This is a genomic window from Streptomyces sp. 3N207 (genome assembly GCF_052246355.1).
Lineage (GTDB): Bacteria > Actinomycetota > Actinomycetes > Streptomycetales > Streptomycetaceae > Streptomyces.
In genome coordinates, this window is record NZ_JBQQBV010000008.1 from 27,852 (window position 1) to 42,143 (window position 14,292).

Sequence of the window (14,292 nt, forward strand, 5' to 3'; positions counted from 1 at the left end):
ATGCCGCGCCACGACTGGGCAGCCGGCCCGGCGGCACAGATGAGTTCGCGTGCCATCGCCGTCGTCGGCCTGGACTGCGCGTTTCCCGGGGCTCCGGACCCGGCCGCGTACTGGCGGCTGCTGAACGGCACCGCGCACGCCGTCGGCAGTCCGCCGCCGTCCCGGTTCCGGGCCGGAGCCAAGGGCGCGTTCCTCGCCGACGCCGATGCCTTCGACCCCGGCTTCCTCGGCATCTCCACCGCCGAGGCGAGCGCCATGGACCCGCAGCAGCGGCTGCTGTTGCAGTGCGCCTGGCGGGCCGTCGAGGACTGCGGGGTGCCGCCGCCCGAGCTGGCCGGCAGCCGCACCGGAACCTACGTCGGCGCGATGTCCGACGACTGGGCGCGGCTGGCGCTGGCCGACCCCGCGGGCATCACGCCCCGCACCGGCACCGGCAGCGGGCGCTCGATGCTGGCCAACCGGCTCGCCTACCAACTCGATCTGCGCGGCCCCAGCCTCACCGTGGACACCGCCTGCTCCTCGTCGCTGGTGGCCGTGCACCTGGCCTGCAACGCGCTGCTGACCGACGAGTGCGACCTGGCGCTGGCCTGCGGCGTCAACGTCGTCATCGGCACCGCGCTGGACCAGATCTACCAGCAGGCCGGGCTCGCCGCCGCCGACGGGCGCTGCAAGCCGTTCGCCGCAGAGGCCGACGGCATCGGCCGTGGCGAGGGCGTGGGCGTGGTGGCGCTGCGCAGACTGGACGAGGCCGTACGGCACGGCGACCCGGTGTACGCGGTCATCCACGGCAGCGCCGTCAACCAGGACGGGCGCAGCAACGGCATCATGGCGCCGCACCGCGCTGCGCAGCGGGAGGTCGTCACCGCCGCGTGCGTACGCGCGGGCGCCGAGCCCGGCCAGATCCGCTACGTCGAGGCACACGGCACCGGCACTGCGCTCGGCGATCTCATCGAGGTCCTCGCTCTCGACGACGCGCTGGGCGCCCGGCAGGGTCCGCGTGCGGTGCCGCTCGCGCTCGGCTCCGTCAAGGCCGCCATCGGCCACACGGAGGGCGCCGCGGGTATGGCGGGCCTGGTCAAAGCGGTACTGGCGATACACCACGGCACCGTGCCGCCCGGCCCCTCCGTGGGCACCGAGAACAACCAACTTGCCCTGGACAGACGGCAGATGGAGCTGGTGACCGAACCGCTGGAGCTGGCTGCCGAGGGGCCCGGCTGCCGCGTCGGCGTCTCCAGCTTCGGCATGGGCGGCACCAACGCCCACCTCGTACTGGGCCCGGCACCGCACCCGCAGCGCGGCGACGAGCCGCATGCACCGGCATCCGGCGTCTTCACCCTCTCCGCCGACACCCCCGACGCGCTGCGTGCCAACCTCCGCGTCCAGGCAGCGGCAGCCGAAGCCACCCCCTCCCGGGATCTGGCGGCACTGTGCCGTACGAGCAACCGGGTGCGGTCGGCGCAGCCGTGCCGGTTCGCCACGGTGGCCGGCACCCCTCAGGAGCTGGCCGAAGAGCTGCGGACCGCGGCCGGGTCGATGCCCGAGCCGGTCGCAGCCGCCGAAGAGCCCATGGTGGCCTTCGCGTTCACCGGGCAGGGCGCGCAGTACCCCGGGATGACGGCCGCGCTGTACGCGGGCTCACCGCTCTACCGCGGCTTCCTCCAGGACGCGTCGGCCGCGCTGCGCCCCTGGACCGGCGAGCCGGTGCACGAGCTGCTCCTCGCGGGCAGCGAGCGCGTGCACCGTACAGGGCTGACCCAGCCCGCGCTGTTCGCCGTCGAGTACGCGCTGGCCAGGACCCTGACGGAGCTGGGGCTGCGGCCGTGCGCGGTGATCGGGCACAGCATCGGCGAGTTCGCCGCCGCGGTGCTCGCCGGCGGGCTGGAGCTGGCCGACGCCGCCCGGCTGGTGGCGCGGCGGGGCGCGCTGATGGAGGCGCTGCCCGAGGGTGGCGGCATGCTCGCCACCCGGGCCCGCGCCCGGGAGGCGCGGGCCCTGGCCGAGGACGAGCCGCTGTGCGCGGTCGCCGCCGTCAACGCACCCGGCGCCACCGTGCTCTCCGGCGACCTGGCGGGGCTGGCCCGGATCCGGGAACAGCTGGAGCGGGGCGGCTTCGGCTGCACCCCGCTGACGGTCTCGCATGCCTTCCACTCGCCGCTGATGGAGCCGATGCTGGACGCCTTCGCCGCAGCGGCGGACGGCGTGCCCGGGGCGCCGCCGCGGATTCCGTTCCACTCGACGGTGCACGGCGGGCAGCTGCCCGAGGGTGCCGCGCTGGACGCCGCGTACTGGAGGGAGCAGATCCCGGCGACCGTACGGTTCGAGGAGGCCGTCGGCTCGCTGTGTGCCGAACCGCCCACCCACATCGTGGAGATCGGCCCCAAGCCGGTGCTGACCGGTCTGCTGCGCCGCATCACGGCAGCGCGCGGCATCCCCGCGCTGGCCCCCTGCCGGAACGCCGACTCCGGACCCCGGCAGCTCGCCGAAGTGGTGGCCCGGCTGTACCAGGACGGGCTCGACCCCGAGTGGGAGCGGCTGTACGCCGAAGCGGACCGGCGCACCGTACGGATGCAGCCACACGTTTTCGCCACCAACTGGCGCTCCTGGCGGCAACCTGTGCACCCCGCAAGGGGGGCGGGGAGACGCGCCCCGTCAGGGGCGCGGGGAACTGCTCCCCCAGCCTCCGGCCGGGAGGTGCCCCCACCAAGCACTGGGGGTACCCCCTGCTCGAAGAGCTTGGGGGAGCACCCGCAGCCCGCAAGCAACGGACACGGGCACCCCCTCGCCGGAATCCGCACCGTGGTGTCCGAGATCACCGGGAGGGCCCCCACCGAGCTGAAAGAGGACCTGCGCTTCTACGACGACCTGGGCTTCGACTCCGTGATGCTGATGGAGCTCAAGTACCGGCTGGAGGTCCGCTTTCCCGAGCTGGGCGAGCTGTCGCTGCCCGAGATGCTCTCCAGCCTGGTGAGCATCGGCTCCCTCGCCGCCTATGTGCGCGGCCTGCTGGCACCGGCGGCCGTGTGATGGCCCGCGCCCGCGCGGCGGACACCCCCTCCGTGCATCTGCTGGGCACCGGGACCGCGCTGCCCGGAGAGCCGGTCGGCAACGACCGGCTCTCCCGGCGCCTGGGCATCCCCTCCGCGTGGGTGGAGACCTTCATCGGCACCAGGACCCGGCACTTCACCGTGGACCTGGACAGCGGCCGGGTCCGCTGGTCCCTGGAGGACCTGTGCACCGACGCGGCGGACCGTGCGCTGGCCGACGCGGGCACCGAACCGTCCGAGATCGGCTTCATCGTGCTGGCGACGGCCACCCCGGACGCGCTGATGCCCACCACCGCCGCACTGCTGGCCGACCGGCTCGGCATCGGGGGCGCCGCCGCCTACCAGCTCCAGTCCGGGTGCAGCGGCGCCGTTCAGGCGTTCGCCGTGGCCCGCGCCCTGCTGTCGGTCAGCCCGTCCGGGCTGGGGCTGGTGGTCGGCGGTGACGTATGCAGCAAACACCTGGACCTGGGCCAGGACTTCCGCGAACTGCCGCCGGGCGCGCTGGTCAACTACGTACTGTTCGGCGACGGTGCGGGCGCAGCCGTCGTCACCGGCACGCCGCGCCCCGGCACCCGGGCCGTGCTCACCCATCTCGAACACCGGCTGGCCGGGCCGGGGCTGCCGCCGGGGCAGCGCGTCGAGTGGTTCGGCGCGGCCGATCTGCGGGCCGGCGGTGTGCGGCGCCCGGCGGTGACGGAGGACTACAAGGCGGTGGAGAACCGGGTGCCGGTGCTGGCCCGGGAGCTGCGCGACACGCTGCTCACCGTCTCGGGCTGGCGCCGCGAGTCCGTCGACTACCTCCTCCCGCCGCAGCTCAGTGGCCGGATGACCGAGCGGATCGCGAGCGAGCTGGGCCGTGGATTCGAGTGGGAGCCGGTCTCCTGTGTCGCGGACACCGGCAACAACGGCAACGCGCTGGTCTTCCTCCAGCTCGACCGCCTGCTGCCCCGCCTCACCCGGGCGCAGCGCGCCCTGGTGCTGGCTGTCGAGTCCAGCAAATGGATCCGTGCGGGGTTCACGATCGAGGCGCCGGAAGGGGCACCGCAAGCAGTACCGCCGGCAGCACCCCAGGAGGCACCCGAGGAGGCACCCGATGCGTGAGAGGGACCGCGTGCCGACCGGGTACGGAAACCCCGGCCCTGCCCCTTCCCTGCGCACGCTGCACGCGCAGGGCAGGCTCGCCGCCGCCTATCCGGCCGTACGCGGCCTGCTGGCCGCCGCGGATCCCGGCGAACTCGACTTCGCCGGACGGGCGCTCGCCCCCCTCGACCCCGACGAGGTGCTCGCCCACCACCCGGACACCCCCACCGTGCGCGTTGCCGTCACCGGGCGGAGCACCGTGGGCGAGCTGGTGCCCGCACTGACCGGACAGCTGGCGCGGCACGGCATCCTGGCCCGCACCCGGGTGTGCGGCAGCGGCGACCGGTTCGCCGCCCTCGCCGACCCGCGCTCCCCGCTCTACGCCCACGCCCCCGATGTCACCCTGTGTGTGCTCGACCCGCTCACCGTCTGGGACAAGGTCCCGACGCCGTGGCAGCCGATCGAGGTGAGCGTCGCGGCCGAGCGGCAGCGCAAGGTGCTCGGCGAACTCGCCGAGACGCACGCCGCCTACGCGCCCGCCGGGGCGACTCTCGTACTGAACACCGTGCCGCTGCTGCACCGCTTCACCCACCAGCTCACCTCACTCACCCAGCGCGCCGAACTGGGCGGGCTGTGGCGGCAGTTCAACGCCGATCTGCTGTACATGGCCGACCCCTCCGCCGGGCTCGCCGTCCTCGACCTGGAGCCGGTCACCAGCGCGGGCGTCCGCGCGGACGAGCCACGCGCGGGCGTCCGCGCCGACGAGCCACGCACGGGCGCCCACGCCGACGAGCCGCGCACGGGCGCCTGCGCCGACGCGCCCTGCGCCACCGAGCTGCTGACCGGTTACGCGCGGGAGGCCGCGCACCTGATCCGCGGGCTGCGCGGCGCCGCCAAGAAGTGCCTGGTGCTCGCTCTGGACGGCACCCGCACGCTGCGCGGCGCGGCCTTCGGCGCCTTCCGGCGCACCGTCGGACAGCTCGCCTCCCAGGGCGTCCTGCTCGCCGTGTGCAGCAGAAACGACCCCGAGGCCGTCGCCCGCGCCCTGGCCGCACACCCCGAATTCCCGCTGAGCGTCGACGATTTCGCCACCCTCGTCGTGGACTGGGGTTCCAGGGCCGAGGGTGTGCGCACCGTCGCGGAGCAGCTGGGCCTCGCCCCGGAGGCCGTCGTCTTCGCCGACGACACGCCTTTCGAGCGGGAGAGCGTCCGCGCTGAAGTGCCCGGTGCCGTCGTGGTCCCGCTGGGCGGCGAGCCCGCGCTGCACGTCGAACGTCTGCTCGCGGACGGCTGGTTCGACACTCCCGTCCTCCCCGACGAGGAGCGGAAAGCCCCGGCCGGACCCCGGGCACATCCGGTAGGAGGGGGGAGGTGGTGACGGCATGCGTACCGTCGAAGAACTGATCGAACTCGCCAATACGCACCTCGGAACGGCGCTCGCAGCCACCGATGCCGGGACGGAGCTGACCGAGCTGGCCGAGTGGGACTCCGTACACCTGTTGCGGCTGGTCGCGCTGCTGGAGCAGGAACTGGGCCGGCCGGTACCGGTGGACGCCGTACTCCAGGCACGCAGCCTGCGCGACATCTGGGCCGTGGCGGTGGGCACATGACCGCGCGCGCCCCGGCCGCCCGGCAGGCACTGCCGGGCACGCCGGCGGTGAACTCGCCGGGTCACCGCGCGGCGGACGTACTCGACGGCGTGGGCACACGCCTGGAGGGCTGGCATGGCGATCACCTTGGGCCCCGCGACGGACGAGCGAACGGCACAGACCCTCGCCCGGCCGGTGCGGGTGAGCGGACCGGAGGGACCCTGGGAGCGGGTCCGTGAGGCGGTCGAGCGCCACGGAAGCGTCGTCGTGCACGCGCGGTTGGCGCAGTGGCTGCCCGACGACCTGGAGGACGAGGGGCTGCGGCCGCTGCTGGGCCGGGACCACGCCCGCTTCCGGAAGATGACCCACCCGCAGGTCCGGGCCCGTTTCGTGGCGTCCCGGCTGCTGCTCAAACATGTGGCGTGCGCGGTCATCGAGGCAGCACCGGAGGCCGTCGAACTGGCCTACAAGCCCGGCGGACGCCCCTATCTGCGCGGCCTCGACCAGATCGACATCAGCCTCAGCCACACCGAGGACCTGCTGCTCGTCGGCCTCACCCGGCGCGGCTGGATCGGCGTGGACGCGGAGGCCAAGGACCGGCCGATGCTGGGCCTGGGCACCGAGAACCAGGTCTGTACACCGTACGAGCGCAGCACCCTGGCGCAGATTGCCGAGGAGCGGCGCAACGCCGCACTGGTGCGGCTGTGGACGCTGAAGGAGGCGTACAGCAAGGCCATCGGGCAGGGCATGCGGTTCCGCTTCACCGAGTTCGGCTTCAGCCCGCAGGACCGCAACGTACAGGTGCTGCGGCCCGACGGCGCGCCGGGCACCGGCGAGGAGTGGGCCTTCCACACCTGCCTGATCGACCGGGCCTACACCGTCAGCGTCGCCCTCTTCGACGCGGGCTTCGGCGATACGAGCGACACGGCGGCGGCCACCATGCTGGACGCGGGTCTCATCGCGGCACTGGTGGACGGGACGGACGGAATGGACGGAACGGACGGGACCGACGGAGCGGGGGAGGGGAACCGTGCGGAGTGAGCCACCCAGGTCGCCCAGGGAGAAACACAGCGGGACCGCGGCACTGAGCGCGGACGTGTGCGTGGTCGGCGGCGGACCCGGCGGCCGGGCCCTCGCGCTGGCGCTGACCCGGCTGGGCTGCGACGTCGTCCTGCTGGAGAAGCGCGACCCGGCCCGCGGTGCTGGCCCCGCCTTCCGGGGCGAGTCCGTCTCGCCGGACGGCGTACGGCTGCTGGCCGCACTCGGCGCCTGGGAGCGGGTACGGGAGTCGGCGCACCGGGTGGACCGGCTGGAGATCGAGGACGCGGGCCGCCGCGTGCTCGACGTACGGTTCGCCGACTTCCCCTACCGCTACCGGCACCCGGTGGAGCTCGCCCAGCCCACCCTGCTGGCCGCCCTCGCGAAGCTGACCGGCCCGCAACCGGGCGCCTGCACCGTGCTGGAGCCCGCCACCGCGGTCGGCCTGCTGGTGGAGGGCCCCGCGGTGACAGGCGTACGGGCGAGCACCCCGACCGGAACGGTGCGGGTCCACGCGGCACTGACCGTCGGCGCGGACGGCCGCTACAGCGCCGTACGCCGCCTGAGCGGGCTTGCGGAGCGGGCGCGGCACATGCCGCTGGAGCGGGACGTGATCTGGCTCAAGCTGCCCTTCCCCGCCGGCTGGGACCGGCGCGCCTACCGGGTCCGGATCACCGGCAGCAGCCACGGCCTGTTCCTGCCCAGCACGGACGGCACGGTCCGGGTCGGCCTCAACATCCCCAAGGGCGGACTGCGGGCACTGCGCGCCGGCGGCCTCGACCAGCTGCACGCCCGGATCGCCCAACTCGCCCCGCAGGCCGGTGAGTCGGCCCGCAAGGGCGTACGCAGCTGGTCGGACACCGCACTGCTGGACATCTTCACCACCGACGTGCCGCGCTGGTCGGCGCCCGGCGTCGTACTGATCGGCGACGCGGCGCACACCCTCTCGCCCGTCCTCGGCCAGGGCGTCAACCACGCGCTGGCCGACGCCGTGGAACTGGCCCCGCTGGTCGCCGAGGCACTCAGCCGCGACCGACAGGCCCGCGGCTCGGCACTCGGCACGGCCCTGCACCTCTTCCAGTGCCGTCGGGAGCCGGACGTACGCCGCTCGCGCGCCCTCCAGCTGCGGCAGGAGCGGATGTTCACCCTCACGTCCCCCGCCGCGACCGCGCTGCGCCGCAGCCTCTACCGTGCCCTGGACGCGAGCCCGGCACTGCGGCGCCGGGTGCTGGCCCCCGCCTACTTCCCGGGCCATGCCCCGCCGAGACAGTCGGCCTGCCCGAGCGAGGTGACACCCGCATGAGCGTCACCCAAGCGCCGACGCTGTCCGAACTCCGCGCGCTCGCGCCCCTGCACGCCCGCGCGCAGGGCATCCCCGCCGCCCGCTGCCGCGCCGTGCTCTCCCGCATCCGTACGGCACACGGCGACGAGGCGGACTCCTGGCCCGTGGTCTGGAGCCGTGCCGGGGATGCGCTCGCCGCCCGTGGCCGCCACCTGGACGCCGCCCGGCACTATGCGCTGGCCCGCTTCCCCTCCGTGGACGGACCCGCGCGGGAGCGGGCGCAGCGGCTGTGCGTGCGGGCCTTCGACGGCTGGCGGTCCACCTACCCCGGCATCGGCCGCACGGAGCTCGAACTCCCCTCCGGCGGCGGCCGGTTCGCGGCGTGGACGGCCGGCCTGTCCCGGCAGGCGCCCCGCCCGCTGATCCTGGTGTGCGGCGGCATCGTCTCCGTCAAGGAACAGTGGGCGCCGCTGCTCGCCCGCGCCGCCGCGCTGGGCACCGCCATCGCCGTCACGGAGCTGCCCGGCGTGGGCGAGAACACCCTCCCCTACGACGCCGCCGCGCCCGCCATGGTGAGCGCCCTCCTCGACCGGCTCGCGGACCGCGCCGACGTCCGCCGCACCCACGCCGTGGCCCTCAGCTTCGGCGGCCACCTCGCGCTGCGGGCCGCGCTGACGGACCGCCGCCTGGTGGGCGTCTCCACGGTGGGTGCCCCCGTGCGGCACTTCTTCCGCGACCGTGACTGGCACGCCGGCCTCCCCGCGACAACGGTGCACACCCTGACGCGGCTCACCGGCGGTCCGCCCGCCGACTTGGGGGAGTGGGCGCTGACGCCGGACGAGCTGGCCCGGCTGACGGATCTGCCCGTCACCTACGTCGCCGCACTACGGGACGACATCGTTCCGCTCAGCGACGCTGCAGCGCTGGCCCGCAACCCGTCGGCGCGACGGCGGTTCCTCCTGGTCGACGACGAACACGGCGCCCCCGCCCACCTCGGCCGGATCCGCCCCCTGCTCCTCGGCTCGGCCCTGCGCGGCCTGGACGTCCACCCGGTGCGGCGTACGGTACTGGAGGCGGCTGCCGGACTACGCGGGGGCCGACGGGGCCGGTTGCGGACATGAACGGCTGGAGCTGGCGCCCCCCTTGGGGCCGAGCCCTCAGCGGCACGGTCGGCGCGGCAGCCCTTCTTGCGGGCGCCCGGCTGGGCGGGCCCCGCAACCGCCTGCTCTGGGCCTGCGCGCTCCTCCCCGACGCGGCCCTCCTCTACGGGATTGCCTCGGCCCCCACCTTCGACCCCCTCCCGCCCTATGCGGTCCGCCCTTACAACGTCCTGCACTCCCCGGGTGTGCCGCTGATCCTTTTCGGCGCCGCGAGGGCGCTGCGCTTGCCTGAGCTGAACGTCGCCGCGTGCGGCTGGCTCGCCCACATCGCCGTCGACCGCGCCTTCGGCTACGGCCCGCGTGCCGCGGACGGCTCCCGCCTTTAGCTGCGCTGGGCACTCTGTTCCTGCTCGAGGACATCTGCCCCTCCCGCCCAGCGGATGAGGGAGGTCCGGAGGCGAATTGCGAGCAACTTCAGCGTTAGCGCGGGGGCGCGCAATCTGCCGCAATCCTCCAGCGGCGGCGCGCGATTCGCTGCATGCTGGGTTCGCCCATCTGTGAGGGAGAAGGCCATGGCACTGGAGTTCCTCGGCACCACATCGAAGGACGGCGATTGCCCGACGCTCTACAGGGACACAGAGACTGGGGACATCGTCGTCCAAGGCGAACGGCTCACCAACCCGGAACACCTCGGCCAACTCCGCGACGTCAAGGCATCCGAGACCTTCGTCGTCGTTCCGGCCGAACTTCTCACCCGCTTCGCGCCGAAGGAGTAGCCCGCGTGCCCGACCTGATCGCAGGCCCGGCCATCACAGAGTTCTTCCGCGACGGTTTCGAGGAGTCCGCTTGGAGGTGGGAGACCCGCCGCGAGTACGGCGTACCCCACGAGTCCGAGGACTTCCAGCGGTTCCTCCGCGGCGAGCCGACCCCGCACGATATCGATCGCCCATGGCTGGTCACCATGCGCGCACTACGCCAGCAGGGCAAAAGTGTCGCCCGCGTTCGAGTTCTGGACGAACCACCCACCGACTACCAACGCTGGCTGCTCGAAGACGTCCTCGACAGCGTCGACGCCGGCGAGGACATCAGATACCTGGCTCGGTCGGAAGCCGACAACCTCGCCGTCTCCATGCAGGATTTCTGGCTCTTCGACTCTCACACCATCGGTGTCTTCCACTACAACGGGAACGCTTCCCTCGGCATGGAACTCCGCCAGGACCCGGGCGAAGTAGCCGCGGCTTGCCACATCCGTGAGTTGGCCGAGCCGAGGGCACGACCTGCCGCTGAAGTTGTACGGCGGGTACGTTCCTCCATGTGAGCACCGACTTCCAGACCGCCCGTATCGCCCTCGGTGCGCGAATGCGCGAGTTGCGCACCGAGGCCGGGCTGAACGGTCGCGGGATGGCAGCTCGGCTGAGCTGGCAGCCCTCGAAGGTCTCGCGGCTGGAGAACGGCAAGCAGACTCCAACCGCGCGCGATCTCGAAGCGTGGGCAGAAGCAGTCGGTCAACCGGATGCAGCTGCCGAGTTGCAGGGGCGCCTCCGAGGCTTGGAGAGCCGCTACCGCACGTGGCGCCGCCAGTTGGCCGTCGGCCACAGGCCCCGGCAAGAGGCAGGGATCTCTGAGACCCAGCGCACGCGAGTGATACGAGGCTTCGAAGCTTCGGTGGTGCCCGGCATGTTCCAGACAGCGGACTACGCCCGCCATGTGCTGTCCCGGTACGCCGACTTCCGAACGACTCCTCGTGATACCGAAGCTGCGGTCAACGCCCGCATGCGCCGCCAGGTCGCGCTGTACGAGCAAGGCCGGGAGTTCCGGATGCTCGTCTGGGAGGGCGCTCTCTACGTTCTCATTTGTTCTCGCGAGGTACTGGCCGCGCAGCTCGACCGGCTTATCTCTCTGCTTGGTCTGGCCAATGTGTCACTGGGCATCGTGCCGTTCAGCGCGCCCTTGTCCATCGCTCCGGGCGACGGGTTCGCGATCTACGACGACCGGCTGGTCATCTCCGAGACGTGGAACCTGGAGATGTGGCTGGAAGAGGCTGAGGACGTCGCGTTCTTCTCCAAGGTCTGGACGGCCATGGACGAGGTGGCTGTGTACGAGCACCGGGCACATCGGCTGATTGCCCGAGCGAGAGCGTCACTCGACCTGCCATAGCCGCAAACTCTGCCAACGTTGCGTGTCACAGGCGCAATTCCGCGCAACGCCTGGGATGAGCTGCAACGCGTCGCCATAGCGTGCTGCGCATGGTGACGAGTACCCCGCGTACTGCTACTGCTCGTGATGGCTCATGGTCACGAGGTGCATGCTGGCTGGCCGAGTCCACGCCCCGCCCCACGGCCGTCTTCACGGCCTGGTCCCGAGACGGCTTGGCCACTGTTCCTCTGCCCACAGAGTGGACGGTCATTGAGGCTGACCTGCTGGACAGCATGGACGCCATACCGGTCCTCTCCCGCGCGGGCAAGCTCGGCCCCGTTCTCGTCCACCCGGAGAGCCGCCTGGCCTGGTGGCTCCTTCCGCCGGACGCGGCTGACCACTTGGACGAACTCCGCCACCTCACGCTGTGGGGCAGCGACCGGACTCTGCGGTGTCCAGCGCCCGGGGATTACGGGCACGGCCAGGGCTGGCTCGAAAGCCCGGACGGTACGGGCCGACTGACAGACCCTGTCGCGCTCGGCGCTGCCTTCGGCGGGCGCATGCGCCTGCCCGCGGCGGCATTCGTATGAGCGCCGCACCGACAACGGCAGCCAGTGACCCGGCAGTCCGCGCGGTCCTTGATGCGGTCTTGGCCGAACGTGTGGCGTGCCGACGCTGCGGCGTACTGCCGACCGTCGTGATCGGCACCGAGCCCTCACCGAGTGCCGATCAGCCCGGCTGGATCACCGCGCAGGGCACCTGCGTCTGCCCGCCCGCAGAGAAAGAGAAGACCACATGACGGCCGGATACTGCGCGTGGCACCAGGGCATGGCCGACGATGTCGCGCTCATCATCGTCCACGAGCAGGGCTCGGGAGCGGGGGGTGGGGAGTACGCCTGCTGGCCGTGCGCGCGAGTGCTGGCCCATCAGTGGACGACATCCCCCGATGCCAAACAGGCGATCGCGGCGCTGGCGAAGCGAGCCGCCGCGGCCGAGGCCGGGGAGGCCGGTCGTGTCTGACACCCGCCACCTGACGCTCCGCCGGTTCATGACCGAGCACCTGCGGACACGCGGCCCCGAGAGGGCTATGGAGTCGAAGTTCCTACGGGTCTTCTGGGAGAACTCCAGCGCTGGGGAGCGCGCTCTTGTCCTCACGTATCTCGCCCGCCGGGCCGCGTATCTGGAACTGGCGCATCCAACCGGGCCCGAGGCCGGGCAGTTCGCCGTCGAGTTGCAACGGTCCGCTCGTGAAGCGCGGGCCGACGTGCGCGTTGCGCCGGACGGGCTGCCCGCGGACCCGATGGTCCAGCTGGAGGCCGGGCTGCTGCTCTTGGACGCCCTCCTCACAGCCTTGAAGTCGTCGGCCGACGATGGCCCGCTGCCCGCAGTGAGGGTGGTGGCGATGTGACCGTCCGCTGTGAAGGCTGCGGCACCGAACACAGCGTCGAAATTGTCCGCTGTCTGTCCACCACCGGTCCGGACCGCGATGTGCCGGTGTGCGCGGATTGCAGGAGGCGACCGGCCAACCTGCCGCCCGTGGTCGACGAGATCATCCGCCGGGCGCAGCAACGACGAGGCGCCCCCTCATGACCCCCCTGGCCGGAGCGACAACCGCCCTGAGCGGTTACCCCCGGCAGGACTCCGACGCGAAGAAGGACTGACCCCCGCCCCCCGGGCGAGCCGCCGCGCACGGCTTCCACTCCAACGCGTGACGGCCACAGCCCGGAGGGCGGGTCCCCGAGAAACCCAGCAGAAGGAGGAGCACCATGCATGCGCTGATCCTGGCCGCCGATCCCGAGGACGACGAGCCTACCGACCCGGCTGACGCCCCTGACTGCGGCAGCGGCCAAGGCTGTGGCGGCGGCGACCAGTAACAACTCCGCACGCGTGGCCCTTCGTTCGCGGAGCAGGGCGCCACGTCCACTAGAAAGGACGCCGGACGGTGCACTGGCACGCGTACAGGTACACCGGGGCACAGTGGCCCAAGGACAGCGAGGCCCGAAACCTCCAAGCCGCAGTTCCCCCGAACACCATCTCGCAGTGGTTCCGCAAGCCCCAGTCCATGCGGGCCGGCACCTTCACCGATCCCGCTCAGACCTACGCCTGGCTGGAGAAGGAGGTGCGCGGCATGCCGCCCACGGACGTCGAGGGAAAGCTGGCCTACCTGCGGGGCTGTATCGACCGGGACGCCGACGCCTACGCGGGCTACTACGCGAACGGGCAGTTGGTGGTGCGGTGTGCGCTGACCTGCCCGCGCGACGGCGAGCGTTGCCCCGCCCCGCCCCACTGACCGCCCCTACCCTGCCCGCCCCGCTCACACCGGGGCGGGCACTCCCGCTCCCTGGAGAGGAACCCCGTGCCCGTCCCCCATGACATCGCCGCCGAGATGGAACTGTGGAACGCCTACGCGGAATCGGCGTTCGACCCCGACGCCGAGCCGGTCTTCCGGTGGACCCAGTACGCCGAGCACGGCCCCGGCCCGGAACTACTCGGCTCCCCGCAGACCGCGCTGGAGATCGGCTGTGGCACCGGCCGTGCGGTGGCCTACCTCGCCCAGCAGGGAGTCCGGACCACTGGGCTGGACCTCTCCCCGGTCATGGTCAAAAAGCTGCAAGAACACTGGCCCATCCCGGGCGCCACCTTCGTGCAGGGCGAAGTGCTGGACCACCTCGCCATGCACCAAGTGTCCTACGACGCGATCTACTCCATCTTCGGCTGCGCGTGGTTCGCCGATCCCGGTCGGCTCTTCCCTCTCGTCCGCGCCCGGCTCAACGCCGGCGGCGTGTTCGTCTTCTCCCAGCCGCCGGCCATTCCGGGCGCCTACGGCCCGCAGGGCATGTACAAGGGTGGATTCGCCGGGCCCGCCATGTTCACCTACCGCTACAGCTTCCGGCCCGCCGTATGGGAACGCCTGCTCACTCGTGCAGGCTTTGCCACCGCACAAGCCACCGTGCTGGACGCACGCGAGCCCGGACACATCGGCACTCTCATCGGTGCCGCACAAGCCTGAGCGCGGTCCTCAA

At 72.5% G+C, this 14,292-nt stretch carries 16 protein-coding genes; all 16 read left to right on the forward strand.

Annotated features, from left to right (window positions below):
* Window positions 1–3,024: a type I polyketide synthase gene (locus ACTWP9_RS14325; protein ID WP_443246496.1), complete on the forward strand. Its 3,024-nt coding sequence runs from the start codon at window positions 1–3 to the stop codon at window positions 3,022–3,024.
* Window positions 3,024–4,145: a 3-oxoacyl-ACP synthase III family protein gene (locus ACTWP9_RS14330; protein WP_443246497.1), complete on the forward strand. Its 1,122-nt coding sequence runs from the start codon at window positions 3,024–3,026 to the stop codon at window positions 4,143–4,145. The genes ACTWP9_RS14325 and ACTWP9_RS14330 overlap by 1 nt, the downstream gene beginning before the upstream one ends.
* Window positions 4,138–5,502, forward strand: coding sequence for a hypothetical protein (locus ACTWP9_RS14335; RefSeq protein ID WP_443246498.1), 1,365 nt, complete (start codon window positions 4,138–4,140; stop codon window positions 5,500–5,502). The genes ACTWP9_RS14330 and ACTWP9_RS14335 overlap by 8 nt, the downstream gene beginning before the upstream one ends.
* 4 nt (window positions 5,503–5,506) lie before the next feature.
* Complete coding sequence (locus ACTWP9_RS14340) at window positions 5,507–5,734, forward strand: phosphopantetheine-binding protein (protein WP_443246499.1); 228 nt, start codon at window positions 5,507–5,509, stop codon at window positions 5,732–5,734.
* Window positions 5,735–5,848: 114 nt separating this feature from the next.
* Window positions 5,849–6,754 carry a 4'-phosphopantetheinyl transferase superfamily protein gene (locus ACTWP9_RS14345; RefSeq protein ID WP_443246500.1) on the forward strand — a complete coding sequence of 302 codons (906 nt, stop codon included), beginning with the start codon at window positions 5,849–5,851 and terminating at the stop codon, window positions 6,752–6,754.
* Entirely contained in the window at window positions 6,744–8,054 is a 1,311-nt protein-coding gene (locus ACTWP9_RS14350) for an FAD-dependent monooxygenase (RefSeq protein ID WP_443246501.1), read from the forward strand. Before ACTWP9_RS14345 ends, ACTWP9_RS14350 begins: the two co-directional genes overlap by 11 nt.
* Window positions 8,051–9,154 (forward strand): alpha/beta hydrolase, encoded by a 1,104-nt coding sequence (locus tag ACTWP9_RS14355; protein WP_443246502.1) that lies wholly within the window; start codon window positions 8,051–8,053, stop codon window positions 9,152–9,154. The genes ACTWP9_RS14350 and ACTWP9_RS14355 overlap by 4 nt, the downstream gene beginning before the upstream one ends.
* Window positions 9,151–9,519: a DUF4260 family protein gene (locus ACTWP9_RS14360; RefSeq protein ID WP_443246503.1), complete on the forward strand. Its 369-nt coding sequence runs from the start codon at window positions 9,151–9,153 to the stop codon at window positions 9,517–9,519. Before ACTWP9_RS14355 ends, ACTWP9_RS14360 begins: the two co-directional genes overlap by 4 nt.
* 186 nt (window positions 9,520–9,705) lie before the next feature.
* Window positions 9,706–9,909, forward strand: coding sequence for a hypothetical protein (locus ACTWP9_RS14365; RefSeq protein ID WP_443246504.1), 204 nt, complete (start codon window positions 9,706–9,708; stop codon window positions 9,907–9,909).
* Window positions 9,910–9,914: 5 nt separating this feature from the next.
* Window positions 9,915–10,451 carry a DUF6879 family protein gene (locus ACTWP9_RS14370; protein WP_443246505.1) on the forward strand — a complete coding sequence of 179 codons (537 nt, stop codon included), beginning with the start codon at window positions 9,915–9,917 and terminating at the stop codon, window positions 10,449–10,451.
* Window positions 10,448–11,290 (forward strand): helix-turn-helix domain-containing protein, encoded by an 843-nt coding sequence (locus ACTWP9_RS14375; RefSeq protein ID WP_443246506.1) that lies wholly within the window; start codon window positions 10,448–10,450, stop codon window positions 11,288–11,290. Before ACTWP9_RS14370 ends, ACTWP9_RS14375 begins: the two co-directional genes overlap by 4 nt.
* 272 nt (window positions 11,291–11,562) lie before the next feature.
* Window positions 11,563–11,859 (forward strand): hypothetical protein, encoded by a 297-nt coding sequence (locus ACTWP9_RS14380; RefSeq protein ID WP_443246507.1) that lies wholly within the window; start codon window positions 11,563–11,565, stop codon window positions 11,857–11,859.
* Window positions 11,860–12,064: 205 nt separating this feature from the next.
* Window positions 12,065–12,289 (forward strand): hypothetical protein, encoded by a 225-nt coding sequence (locus tag ACTWP9_RS14385; RefSeq protein WP_443246508.1) that lies wholly within the window; start codon window positions 12,065–12,067, stop codon window positions 12,287–12,289.
* Window positions 12,282–12,677 (forward strand): hypothetical protein, encoded by a 396-nt coding sequence (locus ACTWP9_RS14390; protein ID WP_443246509.1) that lies wholly within the window; start codon window positions 12,282–12,284, stop codon window positions 12,675–12,677. Before ACTWP9_RS14385 ends, ACTWP9_RS14390 begins: the two co-directional genes overlap by 8 nt.
* 534 nt (window positions 12,678–13,211) lie before the next feature.
* Entirely contained in the window at window positions 13,212–13,559 is a 348-nt protein-coding gene (locus tag ACTWP9_RS14395) for a hypothetical protein (protein ID WP_443246510.1), read from the forward strand.
* Between the two features lie 66 nt (window positions 13,560–13,625).
* Entirely contained in the window at window positions 13,626–14,279 is a 654-nt protein-coding gene (locus ACTWP9_RS14400) for a class I SAM-dependent methyltransferase (RefSeq protein ID WP_443246511.1), read from the forward strand.
* Window positions 14,280–14,292 lie beyond the last annotated feature (13 nt).

What these genes read in the sequence shown, in the direction of transcription:
- ACTWP9_RS14380 (WP_443246507.1), top strand. Translation starts at nt 11,563, where the DNA reads ATGGACGCCATACCGGTCCTCTCCCGCGCGGGCAAGCTCGGCCCCGTT.
- ACTWP9_RS14330 (WP_443246497.1), top strand. Translation starts at nt 3,024, where the DNA reads ATGGCCCGCGCCCGCGCGGCGGACACCCCCTCCGTGCATCTGCTGGGC.
- ACTWP9_RS14340 (WP_443246499.1), top strand. Translation starts at nt 5,507, where the DNA reads ATGCGTACCGTCGAAGAACTGATCGAACTCGCCAATACGCACCTCGGA.
- ACTWP9_RS14325 (WP_443246496.1), top strand. Translation starts at nt 1, where the DNA reads ATGCCGCGCCACGACTGGGCAGCCGGCCCGGCGGCACAGATGAGTTCG.
- ACTWP9_RS14355 (WP_443246502.1), top strand. Translation starts at nt 8,051, where the DNA reads ATGAGCGTCACCCAAGCGCCGACGCTGTCCGAACTCCGCGCGCTCGCG.
- ACTWP9_RS14335 (WP_443246498.1), top strand. Translation starts at nt 4,138, where the DNA reads ATGCGTGAGAGGGACCGCGTGCCGACCGGGTACGGAAACCCCGGCCCT.
- ACTWP9_RS14345 (WP_443246500.1), top strand. Translation starts at nt 5,849, where the DNA reads ATGGCGATCACCTTGGGCCCCGCGACGGACGAGCGAACGGCACAGACC.
- ACTWP9_RS14385 (WP_443246508.1), top strand. Translation starts at nt 12,065, where the DNA reads ATGACGGCCGGATACTGCGCGTGGCACCAGGGCATGGCCGACGATGTC.
- ACTWP9_RS14365 (WP_443246504.1), top strand. Translation starts at nt 9,706, where the DNA reads ATGGCACTGGAGTTCCTCGGCACCACATCGAAGGACGGCGATTGCCCG.
- ACTWP9_RS14360 (WP_443246503.1), top strand. Translation starts at nt 9,151, where the DNA reads ATGAACGGCTGGAGCTGGCGCCCCCCTTGGGGCCGAGCCCTCAGCGGC.